At 70.6% G+C, this 26,397-nt stretch carries 21 protein-coding genes; 13 read left to right on the top strand and 8 right to left on the bottom strand.

What is annotated here, in order from left to right:
• Positions 1-58: 58 nt before the first annotated feature.
• Together J2Y58_RS08770 and J2Y58_RS08765 are read left to right on the top strand one after the other, a co-directional pair.
• Positions 59-2,467, top strand: coding sequence for an RNB domain-containing ribonuclease (locus tag J2Y58_RS08770; RefSeq protein ID WP_310101645.1), 2,409 nt, complete (start codon positions 59-61; stop codon positions 2,465-2,467).
• Between the two features lie 11 nt (positions 2,468-2,478).
• A complete protein-coding gene (locus J2Y58_RS08765; protein ID WP_310101641.1) occupies positions 2,479-2,784 on the top strand; it encodes a hypothetical protein in 306 nt (101 codons plus the stop codon).
• A gap of 185 nt (positions 2,785-2,969) precedes the next feature.
• Here the strand turns inward: J2Y58_RS08765 and J2Y58_RS08760 are convergent, their stop codons facing one another.
• Positions 2,970-7,424, bottom strand: a complete 4,455-nt coding sequence (locus J2Y58_RS08760; RefSeq protein WP_310101638.1) for an AAA domain-containing protein — start codon at positions 7,422-7,424, stop codon at positions 2,970-2,972.
• Between the two features lie 258 nt (positions 7,425-7,682).
• On the opposite strand from J2Y58_RS08760, the gene J2Y58_RS08755 reads away from it, so the two are divergent.
• From J2Y58_RS08755 to alr, 4 genes are all read left to right on the top strand, one after another.
• A complete protein-coding gene (locus tag J2Y58_RS08755; protein WP_310101635.1) occupies positions 7,683-8,855 on the top strand; it encodes a TerD family protein in 1,173 nt (390 codons plus the stop codon).
• Between the two features lie 11 nt (positions 8,856-8,866).
• Positions 8,867-9,976 carry a DUF475 domain-containing protein gene (locus J2Y58_RS08750; RefSeq protein ID WP_310101631.1) on the top strand — a complete coding sequence of 370 codons (1,110 nt, stop codon included), beginning with the start codon at positions 8,867-8,869 and terminating at the stop codon, positions 9,974-9,976.
• Positions 9,977-10,100: 124 nt separating this feature from the next.
• Positions 10,101-10,679 carry a TerD family protein gene (locus tag J2Y58_RS08745; RefSeq protein WP_310101628.1) on the top strand — a complete coding sequence of 193 codons (579 nt, stop codon included), beginning with the start codon at positions 10,101-10,103 and terminating at the stop codon, positions 10,677-10,679.
• A 329-nt stretch (positions 10,680-11,008) separates the two neighbouring features.
• A complete protein-coding gene (alr, locus tag J2Y58_RS08740) occupies positions 11,009-12,061 on the top strand; it encodes an alanine racemase (protein ID WP_310101625.1) in 1,053 nt (350 codons plus the stop codon).
• A gap of 10 nt (positions 12,062-12,071) precedes the next feature.
• Here the strand turns inward: alr and J2Y58_RS08735 are convergent, their stop codons facing one another.
• The gene (locus J2Y58_RS08735; RefSeq protein ID WP_310101622.1) at positions 12,072-13,154 is read right to left on the bottom strand and encodes an alpha/beta hydrolase; all 1,083 of its coding nucleotides are present in this window, start codon (positions 13,152-13,154) and stop codon (positions 12,072-12,074) included.
• Between the two features lie 13 nt (positions 13,155-13,167).
• Between J2Y58_RS08735 and phaR the strand changes: the two genes are divergently transcribed.
• The gene (gene phaR / locus J2Y58_RS08730; protein WP_310101617.1) at positions 13,168-13,710 is read left to right on the top strand and encodes a polyhydroxyalkanoate synthesis repressor PhaR; all 543 of its coding nucleotides are present in this window, start codon (positions 13,168-13,170) and stop codon (positions 13,708-13,710) included.
• A 48-nt stretch (positions 13,711-13,758) separates the two neighbouring features.
• Here the strand turns inward: phaR and J2Y58_RS08725 are convergent, their stop codons facing one another.
• On the bottom strand, positions 13,759-14,553 hold the full coding sequence (locus J2Y58_RS08725) for a methyltransferase domain-containing protein (RefSeq protein ID WP_310101615.1): 795 nt from the start codon (positions 14,551-14,553) through the stop codon (positions 13,759-13,761).
• 291 nt (positions 14,554-14,844) lie between these two features.
• On the opposite strand from J2Y58_RS08725, the gene J2Y58_RS08720 reads away from it, so the two are divergent.
• Positions 14,845-15,015, top strand: coding sequence for a hypothetical protein (locus J2Y58_RS08720; protein ID WP_310101612.1), 171 nt, complete (start codon positions 14,845-14,847; stop codon positions 15,013-15,015).
• 13 nt (positions 15,016-15,028) lie between these two features.
• Here the strand turns inward: J2Y58_RS08720 and J2Y58_RS08715 are convergent, their stop codons facing one another.
• From J2Y58_RS08715 to J2Y58_RS08700, 4 genes are all read right to left on the bottom strand, one after another.
• On the bottom strand, positions 15,029-15,268 hold the full coding sequence (locus J2Y58_RS08715; RefSeq protein WP_310101608.1) for a DUF6894 family protein: 240 nt from the start codon (positions 15,266-15,268) through the stop codon (positions 15,029-15,031).
• A 74-nt stretch (positions 15,269-15,342) separates the two neighbouring features.
• A complete protein-coding gene (locus tag J2Y58_RS08710) occupies positions 15,343-16,524 on the bottom strand; it encodes an aspartyl protease family protein (protein WP_310101607.1) in 1,182 nt (393 codons plus the stop codon).
• Positions 16,525-16,763: 239 nt separating this feature from the next.
• The gene (locus J2Y58_RS08705) at positions 16,764-18,290 is read right to left on the bottom strand and encodes a CpaF family protein (protein WP_310101604.1); all 1,527 of its coding nucleotides are present in this window, start codon (positions 18,288-18,290) and stop codon (positions 16,764-16,766) included.
• A 63-nt stretch (positions 18,291-18,353) separates the two neighbouring features.
• Entirely contained in the window at positions 18,354-19,175 is an 822-nt protein-coding gene (locus tag J2Y58_RS08700; protein ID WP_310101602.1) for an Ada metal-binding domain-containing protein, read from the bottom strand.
• Positions 19,176-19,382: 207 nt separating this feature from the next.
• Here J2Y58_RS08700 and J2Y58_RS08695 point away from each other — a divergent pair, with 207 nt between their 5' ends.
• From J2Y58_RS08695 to J2Y58_RS08675, 5 genes are all read left to right on the top strand, one after another.
• Positions 19,383-19,952 carry a F0F1 ATP synthase subunit delta gene (locus J2Y58_RS08695; RefSeq protein WP_405053088.1) on the top strand — a complete coding sequence of 190 codons (570 nt, stop codon included), beginning with the start codon at positions 19,383-19,385 and terminating at the stop codon, positions 19,950-19,952.
• Positions 19,953-19,957: 5 nt separating this feature from the next.
• On the top strand, positions 19,958-21,487 hold the full coding sequence (gene atpA, locus J2Y58_RS08690) for a F0F1 ATP synthase subunit alpha (protein WP_310101598.1): 1,530 nt from the start codon (positions 19,958-19,960) through the stop codon (positions 21,485-21,487).
• A 122-nt stretch (positions 21,488-21,609) separates the two neighbouring features.
• Positions 21,610-22,479, top strand: a complete 870-nt coding sequence (locus J2Y58_RS08685) for a F0F1 ATP synthase subunit gamma (RefSeq protein WP_310101595.1) — start codon at positions 21,610-21,612, stop codon at positions 22,477-22,479.
• 90 nt (positions 22,480-22,569) lie between these two features.
• On the top strand, positions 22,570-24,048 hold the full coding sequence (atpD, locus tag J2Y58_RS08680; protein WP_310101593.1) for a F0F1 ATP synthase subunit beta: 1,479 nt from the start codon (positions 22,570-22,572) through the stop codon (positions 24,046-24,048).
• A 206-nt stretch (positions 24,049-24,254) separates the two neighbouring features.
• Entirely contained in the window at positions 24,255-24,506 is a 252-nt protein-coding gene (locus tag J2Y58_RS08675) for an ATP synthase F1 subunit epsilon (protein WP_310101590.1), read from the top strand.
• Positions 24,507-24,811: 305 nt separating this feature from the next.
• Here the strand turns inward: J2Y58_RS08675 and J2Y58_RS08670 are convergent, their stop codons facing one another.
• Positions 24,812-26,362: a hypothetical protein gene (locus J2Y58_RS08670; RefSeq protein ID WP_310101587.1), complete on the bottom strand. Its 1,551-nt coding sequence runs from the start codon at positions 26,360-26,362 to the stop codon at positions 24,812-24,814.
• Between the last annotated feature and the right edge of the window lie 35 nt (positions 26,363-26,397).

Genomic DNA, 26,397 nt, shown 5'->3' with positions numbered 1-26,397 from the left:
GGGCCGGAAGGTCAGAGGTTCTGGATTCCCGCCTGCGCGGGAATGACGAGCAGGCACGATGGCTTTCCCGCCGCACACTCCCTATCTCCCGTCCGTGCCCAAGAAACCCAGCCCCGGCCTGCCGACGCGCGAGCAGATCCTCGACTTCATCACCTCCTCCGCCACGCCCGCGGGCAAGCGCGAGATCGCGCGTGCCTTCGGCCTGACCGCGCAACAGAAGATCGCGCTCAAGGCGCTGCTCAAGGACATGGGGGACGAGGGGCTGATCGATGCCGCGCCCGGACGCGCGTTCCACAGGATGGGCGGGCTGCCGAAGGTCACGGTGCTGCGGATCGTCGACATCGACCAGGGCGGCAACGTGTGGGCGGTGCCCGAGCGCTGGGACGCCGACGTGCCGACCCCGCGGATTCGCGTGCGCGACCGCAAGCGCGGGGCGCTGGGCGTCGGCGAACGCGTGCTGGCGCGCACCGAGGAGACCGGCGGCGGCTGGACCGCGCATCCGATGAAGGTACTCGCGCCGGCGTCCGAACAAGTGATCGGGGTGTTGCGGCGCGAGGGCGACCGATTGTGGTTGCAGGGCGTGGAGAAGAAGGAGCGGCGCGAATATCCGGTGTCGGATGCCGGCGGCGCGGACGCGGGCGATCTGGTCAGCGCCGAGATCGCGGGACGGCCGCCGCGGGTCATGGCCAAGGTGGTGGCGCGGCTGGGCGATCCGTTCGCGCCGCGCAGCTTCTCGCTGATCGCGATCCACAAGCACGGCATCCCCGACACGTTCGCGCAGGAAGCGCTGGACGCGGCCGAGCGGGTGGCGGGGCAGCCGCTCGGGGAGGGGCGGGAGGATCTTACGCATCTGCCGATCGTCGCGATCGACCCGGCCGACGCGCGCGATCACGACGATGCGGTGTGGGCGGCGCCCGACGACGATCCTGCGAACGACGGCGGGTGGAAGGCGATCGTCGCGATCGCGGATGTGAGTTTCTATGTACGGCCGGGCAGCGCGATCGACCGCGAGGCGCGGGCGCGGGGCAATTCGGTCTATTTTCCCGACCAGGTCGTGCCGATGCTGCCGGAGGTGCTGTCGGCGGATGTCTGCTCGCTGAAGGCGGGCGAGGATCGCGCGGCGCTGGCGTGCCATCTGCAGGTGTCGAAGGCGGGGGCGCTGAAGAGCTGGCGGTTCACGCGCGCGGTGGTGCGGCTGGCGGCGAACGTGGCGTATGAGGATGCGCAGGCGATTGTCGATGCTGCTTCAAGCCCCTTTCCCCTTGGCGAGGGGGATGGGGGTGCCGCGGGTGCTTCTCTCGGTGAGACACCGGCCCCTCACCCAACCAGTTCCGGGTCAACATCGCCCCGCGATGTTGAGAATGTGCCGGGGGCACCTTCGACCCGGAACTCCCCGGAGGGGCGAGGGCTATTGCCTGAGCTCACCAACCTCTGGGACTGCTGGCGCGCGCTGGCGGAGGCGCGGGACAAGCGGGAGCCGCTCGATCTCGACCTGCCCGAGCGGCGGGTGGTGCTCGACGAAAAGGGGCGGATCATGTCGGTGGCGCCGCGCGACCGGCTCGACGCGCACCGCCTGATCGAGGATTACATGATCGCGGCCAATGTCGCCGCCGCCAAGGCGCTGGAGGCGAAGAAGGCGCCGGTGATGTACCGCGTCCACGAACCGCCCGCGCGCGAGAAGCTGGTGGCGCTGAAGGATTACCTCGAAACGTTCGAGGTGCCGTTCGCGCTGGGGCAGGTCGTCAAGCCCGCGACCTTCAATCGCATCCTGGAGCGGGTCGGCGACGTGCCGTTCCGCCCGGAGATCATGGAGCAGGTGCTGCGCACGCAGACGCAGGCCTATTACGCGCCCGCCAACCACGGGCATTTCGGGCTGTCGCTGGGCAGCTATGCGCATTTCACCTCGCCGATCCGCCGCTATGCCGACCTGATGGTGCACCGCGCGCTCGTCTCCGCCTATGCGCTGGGGCCGGGCGGGCTGAACGGCGACGAGGATTTCGAGCTGGCGGGCACGACGATCAGCAAGCTGGAGCGGCGCGCGATGGAGGCGGAGCGCGAGACGATCGACCGCTATGTCGCCGCGTTCCTGGCCGAGCGCGTCGGCGAGCTGGTCGAGGTGCGGATCACGGGCGTGACCAACTTCGGGTTCTTCGCGACCGTCGACGGGATCGGCGGCGACGGGTTGATGCCGGTGCGCGACCTGGGCGGCGAGTATTTCCGTTTCGACGAGGCGGCGCGGCGACTGGTCGGCGAGCAGAGCGGCGAGGAATATGCGCAAGGGCAGCGGCTGGAGCTGCGGCTCGCCGAGGCGAACCCGGTGTCGGGCGCGCTGCGCTTCGAATTGCCCGAGGGGCGGTACGGCGGCGCGCGGACCGAGCGCGCGCCGGCCAAGGGCGTGAAGCCGCCGCGCGTGCTGAAGCGGCGCGGACGGCCGGGCAATCTGCGCCACCAGAATCGCAGGAAGTAGGAGGAACGACCATGTCCGGCACGATCATGGCGGCGCTGATCGCCAAGGCGCGCAACCGCGTGGTGTGGCATTTCACCTCGGCGGGCGCGACGACGAAGGAGACCGCGACCCGCTTCGAGACGCCCGAAAAGCGGCTCGACCGGCGCGTGTTCGAGCGGATGGTGGCGTTCGGGGCGATCGAGAAGACGCCGGCCGGGCTGTACTGGCTGAACGAGAAGCGGCTGGCGGATTACCGCAAGGAGTCGCTGGCGCGGGTGCTGGGGATCCTCGCCATCGCGGGGTTCGCAGCGGCCGGGGCGATGGCGGTCGGCGGGTGAGCGCGTAACACACAAGGGGTACGTGGCCCTCACGGCTTCGTTCCTTCGGAGCCTGTCGGCGCCTGTCGTGCGCTTCACCGAAGAGCCGCATCCGGGGCACGTGCTTCGACAAGCTCAGCACGAACGGCGAGAGCAGAACCCGGCACGAACGGTGGAAAGGGGGCGGATCGGCGATTGCGGCCGGGCTACACCGCCACCAGCCATGCGTAGGGAACCGGGCCGTCGTGCGCGGGGGTGCTGCGCCAGCGGTGGTGTTCGGTGTGGCGGCCGGGCGGCAGCGCAGCGCCGGTTTCGGGGACGATGCCGCGCGCGGTGAGCAGTGCGACCAGTTCGGCGATCACCGCGTCGCGTTCCCGGACGAAGCGCGAGGCGAAGCAGCGCCAGATCGTCCAGCCGGCACGCTCCAGCATCCGCTGCCGCGCCATGTCGTCGGGCCATTGTTCGGGGCCGTGGAAGCGGTCGCCGTCGCACTCGATCGCCAGGCGGCGGTCGTCGGCGCCCTCCACAACCATGTCGATGCGCCTGCTGCCGACCGCGACCTGCGTGTCGACGCGGTAGCCGCGTTCGACGAGCAGGTCGTACATGTCCTCCTCGAAGCGCGACTCGCAGCGGGCGCGCCGACCGGCGGCCTGTGCGGTGTCGCCCGCGAACGGCGCGTGAAAATGCTCGATCAGCGAGCGACGGAGGCGATCGGCGGGACGCAGTTCCTCCAGCTCGACCGAGCGGACCAGCACCATCCGGTCGCGCGCGCGCGAGGCGGCGACGTTGAAACGCTGCTCGTAGCCGAGCCCCGACAGCGCGGTGCTGCCGCGGTCGGCGACCAGCGAGACGAACATGATATCGCGTTCGTCGCCCTGGAAGGCGGCAGGCTCGCCGACGCGGATGTCGTGGCGCAGCATCGCCTCGGCACCGATCACCTGCTCGATCGCCTGCATGATCGCGCTGGCCTGTTCGTGGCCGAGCAGGGTCGTCACCCCGACCGAGCGGGTCGCCATCGCGGGATCGTCGACGATGCGGCCGATGTGCTCGACGATGCAATCGACCTCGGGCGGGTTGATCTTGCCGCGGCGGTGGCCGTCCTCGACCAGGATGTCGACCAGCGGCGGGTCGAGCCGTTCGCTGGCGCGCGGCAGCCGCAGCGGGATCAGCTGGTGGCTGTAGAATTGCGCCTTCGAATATTCGATGATCGGCGCGACGCAGCGGAAATGCTCCTTGAGCATGATCGCGCCGCCCGCGAACACGACGGAGCCGAGGTCGAACAGTGACTTTTCCTCGCGCAGGGCGCTGCGATAATCGGGGATCTGGCCGGACAGGTGGCGATCGGCGAGCAGGTTCATGCGCGCCTCCTCGCGGAATCCGGCGTCGGGGCTGACCTGGCGGTCGTCACCGACGATCAGCACCTGCCGCGCACGCAGCAGCGCGGGCAAGGCGGCGATCGTCGATTGCGACGCCTCGTCGATCACCACGAGGTCGAACAGGCCGAGTTCGGCGGGAAGCGATTCGGACACGCGGTAATGCGGCATGATCCAGCACGGCAACGCGTTCTTCGCGCGGTCGGCGGCGGCGCGCGCGTCGAGCCGGTAGCGGGCGGCGCGCACCCCCGTGCCGCGCCCGATCCGGCGCATCGCCTGCGCATAGGCGGCGAGCGCGGTGCGGACCTGATCGCTGGCCTTTTCGGCGAGCCCCAGCCAGGTGCGCGCCTCGATCGCTTCCTCATAGGCGCGCGCGAGCTGCGCCTCGCGGTCGCGGCGCTCGGCCCCCAGCGTGCGGAGCCGGTCGTGGCGGTCGACGCGCGCGAGCCACGTCGATAGCCGCCGCAGCGTCCAGCGCGCGCGCCAGTCGGCGGGAGTGGCGGGGTCCTCGACGCCGGTCACCGCTTCGGTGCGGCAGCGCGCGGCCCACAACGGCGCGCCGCTGGCGGCGATCGCGGCGGCGGTGTCGCGGATCGTGGCGAAGGCGGGGGCAAGCGCGCGCAAGGCCGCGGCCTCGTCGAGCGCGGCCTGCCATCGCGTGGCCAGCGCGGCGGCAACGGTGCCCGGCGCGCCGACCTGTTCCCACAGGAGCGCCCGCACTTCGGTGCCGATCGCGCCGGCCAGCGGCCCGGCACGGCGGCGGCACTCGGCGAGGCGGGTGCGGCCGTGTTCGAGCCGCTGGAGGCGCAGGTGACGATCGAGGACGCCGAGCAGTGTCGCGGCTTCCGCATCGTCGCCGGCCAGCGTGCCGGGCCAGCGCGGCAGCAGGCGACGGAGCGCGTCGGTCGTCGCGCGTTCCTGCGCCGCCAGGTCGCGCAGCGCGGCGGAGGCGGCGAGCGCGCGCTTCATGGCGTCGGCGACGGCGGGGGTGTCGCCGGCCACCGGGGGAAGGCCGGCGAGCGCGGCGGCGTGGTTCCAGGCGGCGGCGAGCCGCTGCGCGGTGGCGACTGCCGCGAGCCAGCGGTCGACCTCTCCCCAGTCCGCGGCGCTTTCGGGGGCACGGCCGCTGAGGCGGACCGCAGCGAGCCGGAGCGCGATCTGCCGGGCGAACAGCGAGTGCAGCAGGCCCGGCTCCTCGCCGGCGGCGCGGCGCGCGATCCGGTCGCGCAGGCTCTGGTCGGGATCGGCGGGCAGCGTGACCGGGCGGGTGATGAAATGGTGCGCCTCGGCGGCGAGCGCGGCGACCTCGTCGGCCAACCCGGCGATGGCGGTCAGCGCAGGATCGTCGGGGTCGGCGCGCCAGCGGTCGAGCGTCGCGGGATCGGTGACGCGCGACCAGCGTGCGCGCAGATGCGCGACGCCGGCACGTGCCTCCTCGATCGTCGTGACGGTCGCGCCGTCTGCAAGCCGGTCGTCGGGACCGATCGTGAGCGCGACCGCGCTGGCGTCGCGCAGGTCGCCGTGAAGCGCGGCGATCGCGGCGGTGTCGGGCAGGTCGGCAGGGACCGGGGCGTCGTCGAGCGCGGCGATCCGCGTGCCGGCCTGTTTGCGGGCGCGGCGCACGGCAGCGATCGCTTCCTCGTCGAACGCGGGTTCGTGCGCGGCGACGATGTCGATCGCGTCGGCGAGCCAGTGCGCATCCGCGCCGGCGGCGACAACGCGGCGCGCGGCATCGGCGGGCGTGACGGTCGCGCCGTCGATCGTCGCGTCGGTCATCGCGCCGCGGCCGATATCCTCGACCTCCCGGTCGATCGCCGCCAGCCCGCGGTGGAGCGCGTCGATGCGCGCGTCGAGCGCGGCGATCTGCCGCCGGACGTCGGCGGGTCGGGTGCGGTGGAGGCGATCGGCGATGACGTCGACCGATTCCTGGAACTGCCTGAGCCCGTCGCGGTTGCTGTCGAGCAGGCTGACCGCCAGCGGCCGGACGGCGGCGGGCAGCTTGTCGCGCAGCACCTTGAGCGCTGGCGCCTTTTGCGAGGTGACCAGCACGCGTTTGCCGGAGGCGAGATAGTGGCTGATGATGTTGGCGATCGTATGCGTCTTGCCGGTGCCGGGCGGCCCCTGCACGACCACGCCGGGGCGGACGCCAAGCCGGCGGACGACCTCCACCTGTTCGCGGTTGAAGGGCAGCGGGAAGAACAGGTCGGCGCCGGTGCCGTCGGCGCTGGTGACGCCGGGAATCGTCGAGACGCCGCGGCACGGCGCATATTCCTCGGACGCCGCGGCGTCGGCGGGCGGGGTGACCAGCACGCGCACCGCATCCGGCAGTTCCTCGCCCATGTCGATCGCGCGGCGGAAGCGCTGGAGATCCTCCATCAGCTGCGTCGCGCGGCGCGGGCGTTCGAGGAGCACCCAGGCGTCGTCGACCTGGAGCGTGCCCGGCGGCGGGACGGGGCGCTCACCGAGATCGGGGAGGTAGTGGCCGTCGGGGTCGAGCACCGCCACCGCGCGGCGGAGGATCGGCGTGACCTCGGCGGGCGCGAAGGGCGAGATGGTGCCGGCGAGCGCGTCGAGCGCGCCTTGCGCCCCGCGGCGCCATTCGTCGACGCCGGGCACCTCCAGCGCGTCGAGCGCGGCAGTCTCCAGCAGCGGCGGCGCTTCGCTGCGCGGGCGGACGGTGATGGCGTGGTCGGCATCGTCGAGCGCGAGTTCGACCGCGACGGTGACGAGCGGATGGTGGAGCCGTCCCGCGGAGTGCGTCCAGCGCGCGATGCCGATGCCGACCACCAGCTCGACCGGTTGCGCAGCGGCGCCGTCGAGCGACTGACGCAGCGCAAACAGCGCGTTGTAGAGCGCGATCGTCTGGCGGCGGAGGCGTTCGTCGAGCGACCAGGGCGTCCAGACCTCACGCTTCCACGCGGCGAGCGCAGCCTCGAGCGCGGTGCGCTCGGGCTGGTCGGCGAGCCGGTGCACGCCGTCGCCGCCGGGCGCGGGCCGCTCGGCATAGAGCGTCGGGGCGAGCGCGGGGTCGTCGCGCAGGTCGATCCAGCGGCGCAAGCCTGCGTCGCCGGGCAGCGGCGGCGCGCGGCGGGCGAGGCGTTCGACCCGCAGCCACACCGGCTCCTCCCCCTCCGCGCGGTTCACGAGCACGCCGGGCAGGCGCAGCAGCTCGTCGCCGGTGCGACGGAAACCACGATAGTCCACCATGTCGACGACGCGCGGCAGGCGGTCGCGCTCGCTCGCCTCGACATAATCGATCAACGCCTGCAGCCGTTCGCGCTCCGTCATCGTCCCCCGCGTCCTGCCCTTCCTATCGGCTAGCGATGCCCGCGCGGTCGTGTCGGCGAGATGGCGCCGAAATGGATGTATCCCCGGTCCCGGCCGATTGCGGCGTGAGGAACAGCGCGGCAACCCGGACGGCGACGCGGCGCAACCGCTTAGTCGCCAACAGGGATCGGGGATGATGCAGGGGCACGGGCAGGCTGTTCGTCCGGCGGGGACGGGCGAGAGGGATCGCGCGCGCAAGGCGCCGCGGGGACGCGGGCGATGATCGAGCTGCCGCGCGGCGGCAACGCACCGGTGCCGACCGGCCCGATCTCGGTCACGTTCGACTGGACGGTGGCGGCGGGGCGCGACGTGGAGGCGGATGCGTCGGCCTATCTGCTGACCGCGGGCGGCCGCGTGCGCGGCGACGCCGACATGATCTTCTACAACCAGCCCGACGGCGCGGACGGCGCGATCCGCTTCGCGGCCGATCTGGGCGCGCGCGGCGGCTTCGCGGTCGACCCGTCGCGGCTGCCGCCGGCGATCGAGCGCGTGGTGTTCTGCGTGACGGTGCACGAGGCGCAGGCGAAGGGGCAGACGCTGGCGCTGCTGGACGGGGCGGCGATCACGGTGGCGGGCGCGACGCGCTTCGCCCCGCCGCTGCTAGCGGCGGCCGAGGCGGCGATGATCTTCGGCGAACTCTACCGCCGCGCCGGACAGTGGAAGTTCCGCGCGGTCGGGCAGGGGTTCACCGGCGGGCTGGCGCCGCTGGCGCGCTCGTTCGGGATCGACGTGGGCGAGGAGCCGGCGAGCGCCGCGCCGCCACCGCCGCTTCCGTCCCCGCCCCCACCCCCGCCCGTGAACCTGTCGAAGGTGACGCTCGACAAGCCGGGGCAGGCGGTCAGCCTGGAGAAGCGTGGAGGCGATTTCGGGGAGATCGTCGTCAACCTGAACTGGTCGCGCGGGCGCAAGGGCTTCTTCGGCGGCGGGACCGCGATCGACCTCGACCTGGGATGCCTGTGGGAGCTGGCGGACGGGCGCGCGGGGGTGGTGCAGGCGCTGGGCCGTGCGTTCGGCGACTATCACGCCGCGCCGTTCATCGAACTGTCGGGCGACGACCGCACCGGCGACGTGGCGCAGGGCGAGACGCTGCGCATCAACGGCGCGCACTGGGGCGAGATCCGGCGGCTGGTGGTGTTCGCCAACATCTACGACGGCGTGCCGAACTGGCGCGCGACCGACGGCGTCGTGCTGGTGACGATGCCCGACCAGCCGCCGGTCGAGGTGCGCATGACCGAGGGGCGCGACGACCGCCGCGTGTGCGGGGTGATGCTGATCGAGAACGACGGGGGGCGCCTGAAGGCGACGCGCGTGGTCGATTACGTCCGCGACCAGCAGGTGCTCGACGAGGATTTCGACTGGGGGCTGCGCTGGGTGGCGGGCAGCAAGGATTGATGGGGGACGGGATGCTGCGTTATTTCAAGGGGTCGCTGGCGTTCACCGCGCTTTGCCTGGCGCTCGGCGCGTGGCTGGGGTGGAGCATCACCGGCAGCATCGCGGGCACGCTGGGCATCCTGTGGATCGTCGTGGTGCTCGGCGTGCTGGAGGTGTCGCTGTCGTTCGACAATGCGGTGGTCAACGCCACCGTGCTGCGCGACATGTCGCCGCGCTGGCAACGGCGGTTCCTGACATGGGGCATCGTGATCGCGGTGTTCGGGATGCGGATCGTCTTCCCGCTGGTGATCGTCGCGGTCGCCGCACGGCTGGGGCCGGTGGAGGCGGTGCGGCTCGCAGCGACCGATCCGGTCAGCTACGAGCGGATCATCACCGGCGCGCATGCCGGCATCTCAGGATTCGGTGGCGCGTTCCTGGCGATGGTCGGGCTGTCGTTCTTCCTCGACGCCGACAAGGACACGCACTGGATCGGCATGGTCGAGCGGCCGTTCGCGGGGCTGTCGCGCATCTCCGGGCTGGCGATCGCCATCGTGCTGCTGGCGCTGTTCGGCCTGTCGCGCGCGATCCCGGCGGCCGAGGCGATGACCTTCCTGACCGCGGGGCTGTTCGGGCTGGTCGCCTATGTGGCGGTGCAGGCGGTCGGGGCCGTGATGGGGGGTGACGACGATGCGCCCGCAGAAGGCGCCGGCGCCGCGGCCGGGCGCGCTGCCGCCGGGGCGAGGAGCGGACTGGCGGCGTTCCTCTACCTCGAAGTCCTGGACGCCAGCTTCTCGTTCGACGGGGTCATCGGGGCGTTCGCGCTGTCGAACAACCTCTTCGTGATCGCGCTGGGGCTGGGGATCGGGGCGATGTTCGTCCGGTCGATGACGGTGATGCTGGTCGATCGCGGCACGCTGACCGAATATCGCTTCCTCGAGCACGGTGCCTTCTACGCGATCATCGCGCTGGCCGCGATCATGCTGATTTCCGTGCGGGTCGAGGTGCCCGAGACGGTGACGGGGCTGATCGGCGCGGCGTTGATCGGCGCGGCCTTCCTCGCCTCTGTACGGGCCAATCGACGCGACCTGCCGCTGGAGGACGCCACGGCGGTCGGCCCGAGCGGGGAGCGACTGCCGGCCTGACCTGTCCACCATCGCTGCACAGCCTGTCCACCGGGTTCTCCCGCGTCGATCCACCGCCGGTGCACGCGCGATCCAGCCGTTTTCCACCGACTTATCCACAGCCTTTCAACAGGAGAAGATCATCATGTCCGTCAGTTTGTCCAAAGGTGGCAATGTCAGCCTCAGCAAGGAGGAGCCCGGGCTCACCCGCATCCTGATCGGGCTCGGCTGGGACACGCGCAGCACCGATGGCGCCGGGTTCGACCTGGACGCCAGCGCCTTCCAGCTCGTCGCCGGCGACCGCGTGCGCAGCGACGCGGACTTCATCTTCTACAACAACCTGCGCAGCGCCGATGGCGCGATCGAGCACACCGGCGACAACCGCACCGGCGAGGGCGAGGGCGACGACGAGGCACTGACGGTCGAACTGGGGCGCGTGCCGACAGAGGTGCAGAAGATCGCGGTGGCGGTGACGATCCACGAAGGCGAGCAGCGCCGCCAGAACTTCGGCATGGTCTCCAACGCCTTCATCCGCGTCCTCAACGACGCGACCGGGCGCGAGATCGCGCGCTACGACCTGAGCGAGGATGCCTCGACCGAGACCGCGATGATCTTCGGCGAGGTCTACCGCCATGGCGCGGAGTGGAAGTTCCGCGCGGTCGGGCAGGGCTATCAGGGCGGGCTGGCGCCGCTGGCGCGCCATTACGGCGTGAACATCGGCTGAGGTGCGGCGGACGGGCGGCGCGTTCGGACGGGCGTGCCGCTGCCCGCAACGCTTCTTGCACGATGCGACCGTCGCGGCAGAGCCGATGCGGTGGCCGCGACCGGCAGGCCGGCGCGTCCCCGACGATCGCCTCGTCCGTGCCGTTTGCGCGGAGCCGTCGAAGCAGGGCCCAATGCGTGCTTCCGCAACCCGGCCCCGACGGGACGGCGAGAGAGCGAGCATAGCGACGAGACCGGCCGCGGTTCCTGCCGTTGCTTTTGGCGGCTGCGAGAAGCGACAGGCGGCGACACATGTGGCGCGCGGGCGGCGCAGGCGCTAACCGACCCGGCATGTCGCATCGTCCCAACCGTCTGTACCTTTCCTCCGACGCGCTGGTCGCCAACTGGCGCGCGCTGGATCGGCTGAGCGGCGCCGCGGCGTGCGGGGCGGCGGTGAAGGCGGATGGATACGGGCTGGGCGCGCGGGCGGTGGTCGAGCGGCTGCTGGGTGCGGGGTGTCGCGACCTGTTCGTCGCGACCTGGGCCGAGGCGGAGCGGCTGGCGCCCCTCGCCGGGGAAGCCGGTGCGTCGCTGGTGGTGCTGCACGGATTGCGCGAGGAGGACCTGCCGGCGCTCGCCGCCTTGCCACGGGTGCGGCCGGTGCTGAGCACCGCGGCGCAGGTCGCGCGGTGGCGTACCGTCGCGGTGGCGGGGCAGGCGTGCGACGTGATGGTCGACACGGGCATGAACCGGCTGGGCGTGTCGGCCGAGGAGATCGCCGCGGGGCTGCTCGACGGCCTGGTGATCGACACGCTGATGAGCCATCTGGCGTGCGCGGACGAGCCCGGCGCGACGATGAACGAGGCGCAGCGCGCGCGCTTCGCCGCGCTGGCCGGGCGCAGCGCGGCGCGGCGGATGAGCCTGGCCAATTCGGCGGGGATCACACTGGGCAGCGGATATCATTTTGACCTGACGCGGCCCGGGCTGGCGCTGTACGGCGGGGTGCCGGTGCCGGCGCTGGCGGGCGCGATCTGCCCGGTGGCGACGATCGCGGCGGAGGTGCTGCAATGCCGCATGGTGCGCGCCGGCGAGACGGTGGGCTATAATGCGACGTGGCGGGCCGACGCGGACACGCAGGTGGCGATCGTCAATCTTGGCTATGCCGACGGTTATCGCCGCGCGCTGTCGAATCGCGGGTGCGCGTTCGTCGGCGACGCGCCGATGCCGGTGATCGGGCGGGTGTCGATGGACCTCGTCGCGCTGGACGCCACCGCAGCGGCAGTGCGCGAGGGCGATTGGGTGCGCTTCGACGACGACCTGGCGCATGTGGCGGCGGCAAGCGGGGTGAGCCAGTACGAGTTGCTGACCGGGCTGGGGCAGCGCTTCGACCGTTACTGGTCGTAGCGAGGCGCCGCTATCCGGCGACGCTGCGCAGCCATTCGGTCAGCGGATCCCAGAGCAGGTCGCGCGCGCGGCTGCCGACGACCATGCCGACATGCCCCGCGCCGACGTCGCGCCGGTCGCGCAGGCCGATCGCGGTTGCGGCAGGAACGATGCGGTCGGTGCGTGAGACGAACTCGATCGTCGGGCAGCGCAGCGCATATGGATCGACGACGCGACCGGCGACCTGCCACGTGCCCGTGCCGGGTCGGTCGGCGTCGAGCAGCGCCTCGAACAATTCGGCGCCGGCGGCATAGGTGAGCGGCGCGCCGCCGTTCGCCCAATCCTCCAGCAGCACGAAATCGGCGGCGGCGCGCGGCGGCATGGTGGCGAAGGCGGCATATTTGGCGACGGTGCGCGCGGCGTCGACCTGCCAGAAGGCGGTTTGAAGCACCTCCATCGGCAGCACGCCAAGCGCGCGGCAGCCCGGCGCGGCCTGCGCCCACAGTTCCGCAAGCGCCGTGCGCGCGGCTGCACCATAGCCGTCGAACCGCCACGGCGCGGCGACGGTGGCGACGCCCGCGACCGCGCCGGGCGGCAAGGCGGCGGCGGCGGCGAGCGCGAGCGTACCGCCGAGGCAATAGCCGACCAGCAGCGGCGGTCGATCGAGCCGCGCCAGCAGCGGGAGCAGCCGCTGCGTGACATGGCCGGCGAGGTCGAGTCCCGCGTCGCGGGCGCGCGGCGTGCCCCAGTCGAGCAGCCACGGGTGCAGTCCCGAAGCGGCGAGATGCGCGAGCAGCGAGCGGCCGGGTGCGAGGTCGAGGACGAAGGGCGGGTTGATGAGCGAGGGGATGAGGACGACCGGGGCTGCGTCGCTCCCCTTCGCCCCGTCGCGCAGTCGCCCGGGCCCCTTGCGGTAGCGGATCGGGGGCAGGCGGCGCCGGGCGCGCGGCGCCTCCTGATAGCGGCGCAGTCCCGCAAGCGCCGCCGCGGCCCGGTCCGGCGATGCTGCGGTTTCGCGGCGCAGCATGTCGAGGAACAGCGGCAACGGGCGCGGGCCGAAATGTCCGTGTTGCAGCGCCACATTTTGTGCAATATCGCGATTGGGTTCGGTCATGGGATCTCGCGCGATGAAGAAGCAGCACGGCACCGACGGGGTGGTAATCATCAAGAAATACGCCAACCGACGGCTCTACAATACCGAAAGCTCCTCCTACATCACGCTGGAACACCTTGCCGCGATGACGCGCGACGGTCGCGAGTTCAAGGTCGTCGACGCCAAGAGCGACGAGGACATCACCCATAACGTGCTGACGCAGATCATCATGGAGGAGGAAAGCCGCGGGCAGACGATGCTGCCGGTCAATTTCCTGCGCCAGCTGATCGCATTGTACGGCGATTCGATGCAGGCGATGGTGCCCGATTACCTCGAAGCGTCGATGGACAGCTTCCGCCGCAACCAGACCCAGTTCAAGACCGCCGTCGAGGGCGCGTTCGCCGGATCCCCGTTCGCCGAGATCGCAAAGCGCAACATGGAGATGTTCGAAGCCGCGGCGCAGGCGTTCAAGCCCGCGCCGGCGACGCCCGCCGCGACGAGCAAGGACGGCGAGATCGCGGCGCTGAAGGCCGAGCTGTCGCGGTTGCGCGACAAGGTCGACAAGCTGGGCGAATGATGCCGTCCGCCGCCGCCGCCCGGGCAGCGGCAACGGACGGGCGTGGCGTCAGCGCGGCTTGACGAACTTCAGCGTCATGCGGTCGCTCTCGCCGATCGCGGCGTAGCGTGCACGGTCCTTGTCCTTGAGCGCATAGCTGGGGGGGAGCGTCCAGACGCCGTCCGGCCAGTCGGCGGTGTCCTTCGGGTTGGCGTTGACCTCCGACCGGCCCGCCAGCTTGAACCCCGCGGCGGTCGCGAAGCCGATGACGCTGCTGGTCTTCATATAGCCGCTCTTCTCCTCGGCGGCGGCGTCGCGCGATTCGGGCAGGCGGTGCTCGACGACGCCGAGCGTGCCGCCGGGCTTGAGCATCCGGAACATCGCAGCGAACATCTGCCGCGCCTGATCCTCGCCACCGAACCGCCAGTTGTGGACGTTGCGGAACGTGAGCACCACGTCGGCGCTGCCGTCCGGCACGGTCGGCTGACCGGCCGCGGCGGGAAGCGCGGCGAGCCGGACCTTGGCATAGCTCGCGGCGTCCTTCGTCTGGAGCGCGCGGACGCCGTTCAACCCGCGCTCCCACGGACCGGCGGCGTAATAGCGGCCGCGCGCGGCGGTGAGCGGGGCCAGGATCTCGGTATACCAGCCGCCGCCCGGCCACACCTCCACCACGGTGTCGGTGGGCTTGACCCCGAAGAAGGCGAGCGTCTCGGCCGGATGGCGGTAGCGGTCGCGCGCGACGTTGGTCGGGGTGCGGGTCGGCGCCTTGACGGCGGCTGCGATCGGGGCGGGAACCGGCGCGGCGGCAGGTGCGACGGCGGCAAGCGGCAGCGCGAGCAGCAGGACGGGGGCGAGACGACGCATGGCTAGGGACCTCTCCACAGAAGACTGGCAAGGAGGCTGACGTGGCGGCGCACCATGCGCAAGCCCCGCGTTGCGCGGCGGGCCGATCGGTTCGCCCCGCGACCGACGCGTGCCGCCGGGTGCGGCACCGTGCGCGGGAACCGCGAGTGAGGGAGCGGGTTGTCGTGGGATTCGAACGTCTTTCCGGCAGATCGCGACCGTGTGGTGCGTCTGGCGGGCGGCGTTGCAGCATCTCCCTCTCAGACGACAGGTGCAAGCATGAAGCCGGATTTGTGTACCAACGCGCCAGCCGTGAGCGCCGATGACGGGATCGTTACCGTTCTGTCGACATGCGGCGCCAGCTATAATCTGACCGCGGAGGCCGCGATGCGGCTGAGCGAGGAACTGGTCCGCAGCGCGGCACGCGCGCGCGGGCAGCAACGGATGGGCGGGCAGACGCTCGGCATCGACCGGCTGCGCTGACCCGCCGCGTCGGTCAGTCGCCCAGCCCCGAATGGCGCGGGCTCACGGTGGCGACGATGACGGTCGCGACGGTGCGGCCGACATGATCCTCGACGTGGACGCGCCAATGTCCTTCCTCGGCAAAGCCCGGATGCTCGGCCAGATAGCTGCCGAGGCGCTGCACCGCCTGATTGCGCGCAGCCGCGACGTCGTGACATTCGACAGTGGCGCGATCGCTTTCCCGGCCGGCGAAGATGATGGTGAATTGCGCCATGTGATCCCTGCGCTGAAAGACCATGGCCTAACGCCCCGGCGCGGCGGACGATACCGCCCGCGCGATGATATGGATCAGTAGAAGCGGCGCAGCGTCAGGAGGCGGCGCGTGCCGTCGCAGCCGTCGAGCCGGACCGTGCGCCCTGCGGCGGCGGCGGCCCAGCCAGCGAGCGCGCTGCGCGCATAGCCGGCGCCGACGCGCGTGCCGTCGACCGCACAGATCGTGTCGCCCTCTCGCCAGCCGCCCGCGGCCGCCGGGCTGCCGCGCATGACGTGGAGCACCTTCAGCCGGTCGCCCGCCAGGGCCAGCAGCAACCCGCTGGTCGAGCGAAGCGCAGGCGCGTCGGTGGCGGGCGTGGTACCGAGCAGCATGTGCCCGGCGGCGGGGTCGAGCAGTACGCGGTAGCGTTGCAGGAACCCCGAGCCGATCCGCCCGGCGACGCCGATCGTGTCGGAGAAGCCGCCAGCGGGCTCCACCCGCACTTCCACGTCGCGCGCGCTCACCGCGCCGATGCGCAGTTCGGGGACGATCGCCAGTTCGCTGACCACCGCGCCAGCGAGCCCGAACGAGACGGTGGTGGTGACCGGCCCGGCCGCCGCACGCGCCGACGCCCAGCCGGCAGGGCCGAGCGTGATCGCCGAGCCGTCGCCGGTGTCGACGACCATCGGCGCGAGCGTCCGGCCCGCGGCGGCGATCGCACTGACATAGACCATCCGGTCGGGCGCGATCGACAGCGGCGCGGCGGCGCCCTTGAACGGCGTGCTGCCGCTCCTCAGCAGGCGGAAGCGGCGCGCCTGATAGTCGATGTCGAGCGCATAGGGCGCGGTCAGGTCGCGCCCGACGAGCAGGTCGACGGCCAGCGCGCTGCCCGTCGCGGCGGCGGGAAGGTCGGCGACCGCCAGGCTGCCGCCGCTCCGGGTCAGCGCGCCGATCGAGACGGTGCGCGTCGCCACGCGCCCGATCGCGACGCTGCCCCCGATCACGGTGGCGCGCCCCTCGGCCCTGACCGCCAGGCGATTGGCGTCGGCATAACGGCGCGCGAGGACCGAATAGCTGACCCCGGTGTCGAGGATCGCGGTGACCGGTCGGCCGTCGACCGCCATCGTGAAGCGGATCTGGTTGCCCGGCGTCAGATCGAACGGGATCCAGCGCGCCTCGGCATCGGGGGCGAGCGTCGTGCGCCCGACCCAGGCGGCGCGCGGCTCCGGCAAGGGCGCGGCGAGCAGGGCGAGCGGCAGGAGCGACGGGAGCGGCACGTCCGCCGGTGTAGCGGATCGTGCACGCGTGTCACGGGTTGGGGCGCCTCGTCGTCACCGGGCTTCAACCGTCATTCCCGCCCTTCGGCTGCCTGCAAGGCAGGCGCTCGGGATAAACTTGGCCGGAGGCCAAAGGGGGATCCAGGACGCGCAGGTCCGTCGATAGAGGCGCGACGACATGGGGTCTGGATTCCCGCCTGCGCGGGAATGACGGTTCTGGCGGTGGTACCGACGTAGCCTTACAGGCACGCCTCCAGGAACGCGGCGTCGAAGCCGAACTGCTTGGCCTTGTCGATCGTGTACGGGCGCAGCCCCATCGAGCGATATTCGCCGATGATCTTCCCGTCGGCGCTCTCGTCGAGATATTCGAACTTGAACAGCTCCTGGGTGACGATCACCGGGCCTTCCATCCCGATCACCTCGGTGACGTTCGTCACGCGGCGGCTGCCGTCGCGCAGGCGCTTGACCTGGATGATCATGTCGACCGAGTCGGCGATCTGGCGGCTGATCGCTTCCTTGGGCACCTTGATGTCCGACATCATCACCATGTTCTCCATACGCGCCAGCGCCTCGCGCGGGCTGTTGGAGTGGAGCGTGCACATCGAGCCGTCGTGGCCGGTGTTCATGGCGGCGAGCATGTCGAAACACTCGCTGCCACGGATTTCGCCGAGGATGATGCGGTCCGGGCGCATACGCAGCGCGTTCTTCACGAGGTCGCGGATGCTGATCTCGCCCTGTCCCTCAAGGTTCGCGGGGCGGGTTTCCAGCGGCAGCCAATGCGGCTGTTGCAGGCGAAGCTCGGCGGCGTCCTCGATCGTCAGCACGCGCTCGCCGGGGTCGATCATCTTCGACAAGGCGTTGAGCATCGTCGTCTTGCCCGAACCGGTGCCGCCGGAAATGACGATGTTGAAGCGGCACGCGCCCGCGACCTTCAGCGCGGTGGCCATCTTCGGGCTCATGCTGCCGAAGCCGGCCATCATGTCGAGCGTGATCGGCTTGGCGGAGAACTTGCGGATCGAGATCGCGGTGCCGCGCAGGCTGAGCGGCGGCACGATCACGTTGACGCGGCTGCCGTCCTTCAGGCGCGCGTCGGCGAGCGGCGTGGTCTGGTCGACGCGGCGGCCGACCGAGTTGCAGATGCGCTGTGCGATCTGGAACAGATGCTCCTCGTCGCGGAACTGGATCTGCGCCAGCTCCAGCTTGCCCTTGCGCTCCACGAAGGTCTGGTCGGGGCCGTTGACCATGATGTCGCTGATCTCGGCATCCGACAGCAATTCCTCGAGCGGGCCGAGCCCGAGCAGCTCGTCGACCAGCACCTTTTCGAGCGCGAACTGCTCGCGGCGGTTGAGCGTCAGCTTCAGCTCGGCGAGCACCTCGCCGATGATCGGGCGGAACTCCTCGGCCAGCTCGTCCTTGCCGAGCGTCGCGGCCGCCTCGGGATCGACGCGCTCCAGCAGCCGCGGGAGCACCTGCTCCTTGATCTTGTGGATCGACGCCTCGAAGCCTTCCATGCGGCTGGAGCCGGCCTCGCCGGTCGCGTTCTGGCGATCCGACAGCCGCTGCATCGCATCGACCTGGCTTTGCGGCAGCAGCGGATCGAGCGCGGTGATCGCATCGAGGGGTGCGGCGGTTTCGACCGGCGCGTCCTCGCGCGGCGCCGTACCCGGCGCGACGTGCATCGGACGCGCTACGCCGAACCCGCCGCGCGGGCCCGTTCCGGTGCCGCCAGTACCCATGCCGCCGTTGCGGCGCCCGAACGCGTTCATCGACCCTGATCGTCCTCGAAATGGCTCGGGGACGATCGCTACGCGACACACCTTGCGATTTCGCTAACCAACCGATGTTGCGGCGTCGTGCAGCCGGGTGCGCAGCGCCGCGCGGCGCACCGCCTCGGGAAGGCTGGCGTCGGCGTCGTCCGCTGCCGCCGCTGCCAGCAGCGCACCGGCGCGTGCCGACAGCGAACGGTCGCCGGGCAGGATCGTCGCGGCGGGGAAGGTGGCGCGGAGCGCCGCCGCATCCTCGAAGGCGAAGCGGCACCAGCCGCGCGCGGTCGCCGCGCACAGCAGCGCCCCCGGCGGCGCGGCGGCGATCGTCCAGCGGATCGTCTCACCCGCGCCGCCGCTCGCGATCGCCTGCGCGGTCATCCCGAAGCGCGCGACGTCGTCGTAGAAGCGGCTGGGCGCCGCATAGCCGGCGTCATAGATGGCGGCGGTGACGCTGTAGGCCCGTTGCAAAGCCACCAGCGCCCGGTCGGCGCGATGGGTTCGCGCCAGCGCGGCGGGCGTGACTCCGGTAAGTCGCCGGAACAGCCGATGGAAGTGATGCGGGGCATAGCCGGCCATCGCCGCCAGCGCGGCGAGCGGCACGGGCGCGTCGGCGTCGGCCAGCGCCTGTGCTGCGCGGATCACCGCCGCGCGGTCGCGCGCGACCGAATCGGGCAGGCAGCGGCGACAGGCGCGATAGCCCGCCGCGCGCGCGGCCGCCGCGTCGGGGAGGAAGGCGACGTTCTCGCGGCGCGGCCGGCGCGCGGCGCAACTCGGCTTGCAATAGATATGCGTGCTGTGCACCGCGACGACGAAGCGCCCGTCGAACGCGCGGTCGCGGCGCGCGAAGGCCGCCCAGGCGGTGTCGGTATCGATCGTCGCGGTCATGCCGTGCCTGTAGGCCATGCGGACGCGCGCGGCATCCCGCGGCTTGCGCCCGAACCGGTCGCCCGCGGCCTCCCTGCCATTCAGTCCGGTTGCATCGCCGCGCCCCCTTTGCTACGCGCGCCGTACCCAAGCGAGGCCGCCGTCGTGCGCGCCATCCGTTCGCGTGGGTGAGGCACCCCTTGGGTCATGACGAGGAAAGTGGATCGCGTGGAGAGTTCCAGCGGTAATCAGGGCAGCAGCATCCAGGCCGGTCTCGGTGGCCGTTACGCCAGTGCGCTGTTCGATCTGGCGGTGGAGGCCCGCGCGGTCGATCGCGTCGAACAAAGCCTGTCGGCGGTGCGCGATGCGCTGGCCGCGTCGGGCGATTTCAAGACGTTGGTCGCCTCGCCGGTGATCGCGCGCGGGCAGGCGGTGAAGGCGGTGCTGGCCGCTGCCGATCAGCTCGGCGTCGATGCCACCACGCGCAGCTTCCTGGGAGTGCTCGCCGAGAACCGCCGGCTGGGCGCACTGCCGCAGATCATCCGCGCGTTTCGCACGCTCGCCGCGCGCCACCGCGGCGAGACGACCGCCGAGGTGACGAGCGCGCACCCGCTGACGCCCGAGCAGGTCGACGAGCTGAAGCAGCAGCTGCGCCGCCGCGTCGGCCGCGAGGTGTCGGTCGACCTGTCGGTCGATCCGCAGATCCTGGGCGGCCTGGTCGTCCGCATCGGTTCCCAGATGATCGATTCGTCGATCCGTACCCGTTTGAATGCGCTTGCCAGCGCGATGAAGGGCTAATCAACATGGACATTCGCGCCGCAGAAATCTCCCGCGTCATCAAGGATCAGATCGCCAATTTCGGCACCGAGGCGCAGGTCTCGGAAACCGGGCAGGTGCTCAGCGTCGGTGACGGCATCGCGCGCATCTACGGCCTCGACAACGTCCAGGCGGGCGAGATGGTCGAGTTCGCCAACGGCGTGCAGGGCATGGCGCTGAACCTGGAGGCCGACAACGTCGGCGTCGTGATCTTCGGCTCCGACGCCGAGATCCGCGAGGGCGACACCGTGCGGCGCACCGGCACGATCGTGGACGTGCCGGTCGGCAAGGGCCTGCTCGGCCGCGTGGTCGACGGCCTGGGCAACCCGATCGACGGCAAGGGGCCGATCGCCTCGGACCAGCGCAGCCGCGTCGAGGTGAAGGCGCCGGGCATCATCCCGCGCAAGTCGGTGCACGAGCCGGTGCAGACGGGCCTGAAGGCGATCGACGCGCTGGTGCCGGTCGGCCGCGGGCAGCGCGAGCTGATCATCGGCGACCGCCAGACCGGCAAGTCGGCGGTGGCGATCGACACCTTCATCAATCAGAAGCAGGCGAACGCCGGCACTGACGAATCGAAGAAGCTGTATTGCATCTACGTCGCGGTGGGGCAGAAGCGCTCAACCGTCGCGCAGCTCGTCCGCACGCTGGAAGAGAATGGCGCGATGGAATATTCCATCGTCGTCGCCGCGACGGCCTCGGACCCGGCGCCGCTGCAGTTCCTCGCGCCCTACACCGGCTGCGCGATGGGCGAGTATTTCCGCGACAACGGCATGCATGCGGTCATCGTCTATGACGATCTGTCGAAGCAGGCGGTCGCGTATCGCCAGATGTCGCTGCTGCTGCGCCGTCCGCCGGGCCGCGAAGCGTATCCGGGCGACGTGTTCTATCTCCACTCGCGCCTGCTGGAGCGCGCGGCGAAGATGAACGAGGCGAACGGCTCGGGCTCGCTGACCGCACTGCCGATCATCGAGACCCAGGCGGGCGACGTGTCGGCCTACATCCCGACCAACGTGATCTCGATCACCGACGGGCAGATCTTCCTGGAGACCGACCTGTTCTTCGCGGGCATCCGCCCGGCGATCAACGTCGGCCTGTCGGTCAGCCGCGTCGGCGGCGCCGCGCAGACCAAGGCGATGAAGAAGGTGTCGGGCTCGATCAAGCTGGAGCTGGCGCAGTATCGCGAGATGGCCGCGTTCGCGCAGTTCGGCTCGGACCTCGACGCCTCGACGCAGAAGCTGCTGAACCGCGGCGCGCGGCTGACCGAGCTGTTGAAGCAGGCGCAGTTCAATCCGATGCCGTTCGAGGAGCAGACCGTCTCGATCTACGCGGGCACCAACGGCTTCATCGACAACGTGCCGGTCGCCGACGTCAACCGCTACGAGGCGGCGATGCTCAGCTACATGCGCGCGGACCACGCCGACGTGCTGACCGCGATCCGCGACAGCCGCGAACTGGGCAAGGACACCGAGGCCAAGCTGAAGGACGCGCTGGCGCAATTCGCGAAGACGTTCGCGTAATCATTTAGCCCTCTCCCCTCCGGGGAGAGGGTTGGGAGAGGGGCCGCCCCACGCGGCACCGCTCGTGGCAACCCCTCACCCCAACCCTCTCCCCGGAGGGGAGAGGGAGCAAGAAGAAGAGCATGGCGTCACTCAAGGCCCTCAAGATCCGCATCGGCTCGGTGAAGTCGACGCAGAAGATCACCAAGGCGATGAAGATGGTCGCGGCCGCCAAGCTGCGCCGTGCGCAGGAAGCGGCGGTGCAGGGGCGTCCCTATGCCGAGCGGCTGGAGGGCGTCGTCGCCAGCCTGGCGCGCAACGTCGGCGTCGGCGCGTCGCCGTTGCTGGCGGGAACCGGCAAGGATCAGGTGCACCTGCTGGTGGTCGCGACCTCGGAGCGCGGTCTCGCCGGCGCCTTCAACACCAACATCGTCCGCGCCGCACGCCGCAAGGCCGAGGAGCTGGAGGCGGCGGGCAAGACCGTGCGCTTCTACATCGCCGGCAAAAAGGGGCGCGTGATGAAGCGCTTCTACCCGACCGGGATCGTCGCCGATCACGACCTTTCGGACATGAAGACCGCCAGCTTCGATGCCGCCAAGGAGATCGCCGACGACCTGATCGCGCGCTTCACGGCGGGCGAGTTCGACGTCGCGCACCTGTTCTACGCGCGGTTCCAGTCGGCGCTGGTGCAGGAGCCGATCGGCGCGCAGATCATCCCGGTCGCGATCCCTGAGGTGAAGGGCGCCAAGGCGTCGGACGCGACGGTCGAATATGAGCCGAGCGAGGAAGCGATCCTCGACGATCTGCTGCCCCGCAATGTCGCGATCCAGATCTTCCGCGCCTTGCTGGAAAATGCCGCCTCGGAGCAGGGCAGCCGCATGACCGCGATGGACAATGCGACCCGCAACGCCGGCGACATGATCAAGCGGCTGAGCATTCAGTACAACCGCGCGCGTCAGGCGGCGATCACGACTGAGCTGGTCGAGATCATCTCGGGCGCCGAGGCACTGTAAGTTACGTCACCGTCCCTCTTCATGAGGGATGCCGTATGTTAAAGCAGACAGAAACCCCCGCCGTTGCCGGGGCGACGAAGAGGTAAGACAATGGCCACCGTCCTAGAGGATCGCCCGACTCACCTTACGGGCCAGACCAACAACACCGGCCGCATCAGCCAGGTGATCGGCGCGGTGGTCGACGTGCATTTCGACCAGCAGCTGCCGGCGATCCTGTCGGCGCTGGAGACCGAGAACAACGGCGTCCGGCTGGTGCTCGAGGTCGCGCAGCACCTGGGCGAAAACACCGTCCGCACGATCGCGATGGACTCGACCGAGGGCCTGACCCGCGGCCAGACCGTCACCGACACCGGCGCGCAGATCCTGATGCCGGTCGGCCCCGCCACGCTCGGCCGCATCATGAACGTCGTCGGCGAACCGATCGACGAGCGTGGTCCGATCGCCACCGACCTGCGCGCGCCGATCCATGCCAAGGCGCCGGAGTTCGTCGACCAGTCGACCGAGAGCGCGATCCTGGTGACCGGCATCAAGGTCATCGACCTGCTCGCCCCGTATGCGAAGGGCGGCAAGATCGGCCTGTTCGGCGGCGCGGGCGTCGGCAAGACCGTGCTGATCCAGGAGCTGATCAACAACATCGCAAAGGGCCATGGCGGCACCTCGGTGTTCGCGGGCGTCGGCGAGCGGACCCGCGAGGGCAACGACCTGTACCACGAGTTCCTCGACGCGGGTGTCATCGCCAAGGATGCCGAGGGCAATGCGATCAGCGAGGGCTCAAAGGTCGCGCTGGTCTATGGCCAGATGAACGAGCCGCCGGGCGCCCGCGCGCGTGTCGCACTGTCGGGCCTGGCGATCGCGGAATATTTCCGCGACCAGGAAGGGCAGGACGTGCTGTTCTTCGTCGACAACATTTTCCGCTTCACGCAGGCGGGCGCCGAAGTGTCGGCGCTGCTGGGCCGTATTCCGTCCGCGGTGGGTTACCAGCCGACGCTGTCGACCGACATGGGTGCGCTGCAGGAGCGCATCACCTCGACCAACAAGGGCTCGATCACGTCGGTCCAGGCCGTGTACGTCCCCGCGGACGATCTGACCGACCCGGCGCCGGCGACCTCGTTCGCGCACTTGGACGCGACGACCGTGCTCAACCGCGCGATCTCGGAGCTCGGCATCTACCCGGCGGTCGATCCGCTCGATTCGACCAGCCGCGTGCTGGAGCCGCGCACCGTCGGCCAGGACCACTATGAGACCGCGCGTGCGGTGCAGGCGACGCTGCAGAAGTACAAGTCGCTGCAGGACATCATCGCGATCCTGGGGATGGACGAGCTGTCGGAAGAGGACAAGCTGACCGTCAGCCGCGCGCGCAAGATCCAGCGTTTCCTGAGCCAGCCGTTCCACGTCGCCGAGGTGTTCACCAACATCCCGGGCAAGTTCGTGCAGCTGGAGGACACGATCCGCAGCTTCAAGGCGGTCGTGAACGGCGAATACGATCACCTGCCGGAAGCGGCCTTCTACATGGTCGGCGGCATCGACGAGGCGGTCGCCAAGGCCGAGAAGATGGCCAAGGAGGCGTAAGCTTCTGTGTAAGCCCTCTCCCCTCCGGGGAGAGGAGCGGCGGGCTCGTCCATGCCCCCGGCATGGACTGAACAGCGCGGGGCGCTGTTCACCCGAGGCTGGTGAGGGGCGGCCACGCACACTGTCGCTTGGTGCATGGTAACCGTCCCTCGCTACCCCTCACCCCAACCCTCTCCCCGGAGGGTAGAGGGAGCAGGAAGAAGAACATGCTGCATTTCGAACTCGTCACGCCCGAACGCCTCGTCCGCTCCGAGGAGGTCCATATGGTCACCGTGCCGGGGACCGACGGCGACTTCGCGGTGCTGGAAGGGCATGCGCCGTTCATGTCGACGATCCGCGACGGCGACGTGCTGGTGCAGAAGACCGCCGGCGGGCAGCCCGAGACGATCGCGATCCGCGGCGGCTTCGCCGAGGTCAATGCGCGTGGGTTGACCGTGTTGGCCGAGCACGCCGGCTGAGCCCGGTCGCGCTGCGCGGCCCGGCCGTGCGGCGAAGCCCCGCCGCTGACCTGCGGGTGCCAGAGTCGATCCGGCGTCGATGTAACCGGCGTGCCATAACGCGTCTCGCGCGATGACCGCGAAGGTGTGACCGGGCCAGGTGCGATCCGTAACGCGGGAGGATCGCCCTTGCGGTTCCTGCCTCCCGGCCACCACCACTCCGGGCTCTTACTGCAATAACCTGTCTGTCGTTCAACGGCGGCGAAGCAAGCGCTGAAGCGCTCGTCCGCCGCCCTGATCCTGGCACCGCGACGGCGCGGCCCCTCTCAATCCTTGTCGTCGCCGTCGCCGTCGGGCTTGGCCCTGTCGAGCGCGGCGGCCACCTGCTCCAGTGCCTTGGGATCGCGGCTCTCGACCACGGTCAGGACGGCCGCCGCCAGCGTGGCCAAGCCGCCGCCGTGCGGATCATAGGCGACGCGGCGCAGCGCCGGGACGGCGGCGTCCCATTGCTTGTTGCGGAGGTGCATCGCGGCGACCTGCATCGCCAGCCCGGTATCGAATGGGGCGAGCGCGAAGGCGTAGGCCAGCCCCTTCTCCGTATTCGGGGTCATCGGCTCGCTCGAGACCCGCATCGCATTGTAATAGGCGACCAGCGGCCAGGGATCCTCCGGGTCGAGGTGGTTGGCCCTGAGGAACGACCGGCGGATCGCCTTCCAGCGCGCCGCGTCGGTGACGTGGTCCTTCTGCGCCTGCGCCGACTGCGCCATGCCGCGATAGATCAGCGCGCCGCGCAGGTCGGGGACGGCGGCCAGCGCACGCCCGGCCGCGGCATCGGCGGCGGCATATTGCCCCGCATCGAACTCGGCCTCGGCCAGCGCGACCTGTACCGCGGGATCGTTCGGCCAGTCGGCGGCGATCTTTCGTGCGGCGACCGCCACCCCGGGCGCGGTCTTCGCCGACACGCCGCGGGTGGAGCGCAGGACGACGGGCATGATCGCCTCCTCGCCCGGCGTCAGCGCGCGGACCGTCACCGGCGCGATCGGCAGGTCGGCGATCTTCAGCCCCAGAAGCGGAAGGCGTTGGCGCGCATAGGCGTTGAGCGCCCGGTCGAGCTGGCGCGGATCGCCGAGCAGCGGGGCGGCGCTCTTCACGTCCTTGCCCTTATCCAGCGCGGTCAGATAGGCGGAGAGCAGCGGTCGCCGCTCGGCGTTGAGCAGCATGTAACGCGTCAGCAGCCACGCGCGCCCGTAGAAGACCTGCGTCTCGACACCCTGAACGCGCTTGTCCTGCGGGGACAGCGTGAGCAGGTCGCGCATCGGCACGAGGTCGTCGTTGATCAGGCCGTTGGCGCGGTAGAGCGGCGGCGCGCCGATGATCAACTGCTCGGGCTGGAACACCATCGTCGCGTTGAACTCGGCGAACCCCTCGACGAACCACGCCGGGAACGGCTTGTCGCCCCACGACGAGAACATGAAGTGGTGCGCATATTCGTGCAGCAGGACGGCCTGCGGGGTGAGCGCCAGCTTGCCGGTCTCGTTGGTCTTGCGCGGCACGAAGGCGACCGGGCCGGAGATCCGGGGCATGTAGACGCCGGCGGCGTTGCGGTCGCCGAGCAGCCTCTGCAGCGCGTCCACGTCCTTGATGACGAAAACGGTGAGGCGCTGCGTGGGGCTGAACGGCGGGTCGCCCATCCCGCGCATGACGCGCATCGCCTTGTCGAACCGCTCGAGCATGGTGGCGAACGCGCTCACCTTGTCGGGCGGCTCGTCGGAATAGACACGGAAGTGGCGCGAGGACGCCTGCTGCCACGTCGCCCGCGCCGGCGCGGCGATCCCCAGCGCCAACATCGCCGCCGCCACCCATGTTCGTATCGTCACGCCCGGCCCTCCGGTGCGGAAGGGTAGGGGGCGGC

The organism is Sphingomonas sp. BE138 (assembly GCF_031456125.1).
In the GTDB taxonomy this organism is placed as follows: Bacteria; Pseudomonadota; Alphaproteobacteria; order Sphingomonadales; family Sphingomonadaceae; genus Sphingomonas.
Note: the sequence above shows the minus strand (reverse complement) of the source record. Positions and strands in the feature narration are given on the sequence as shown.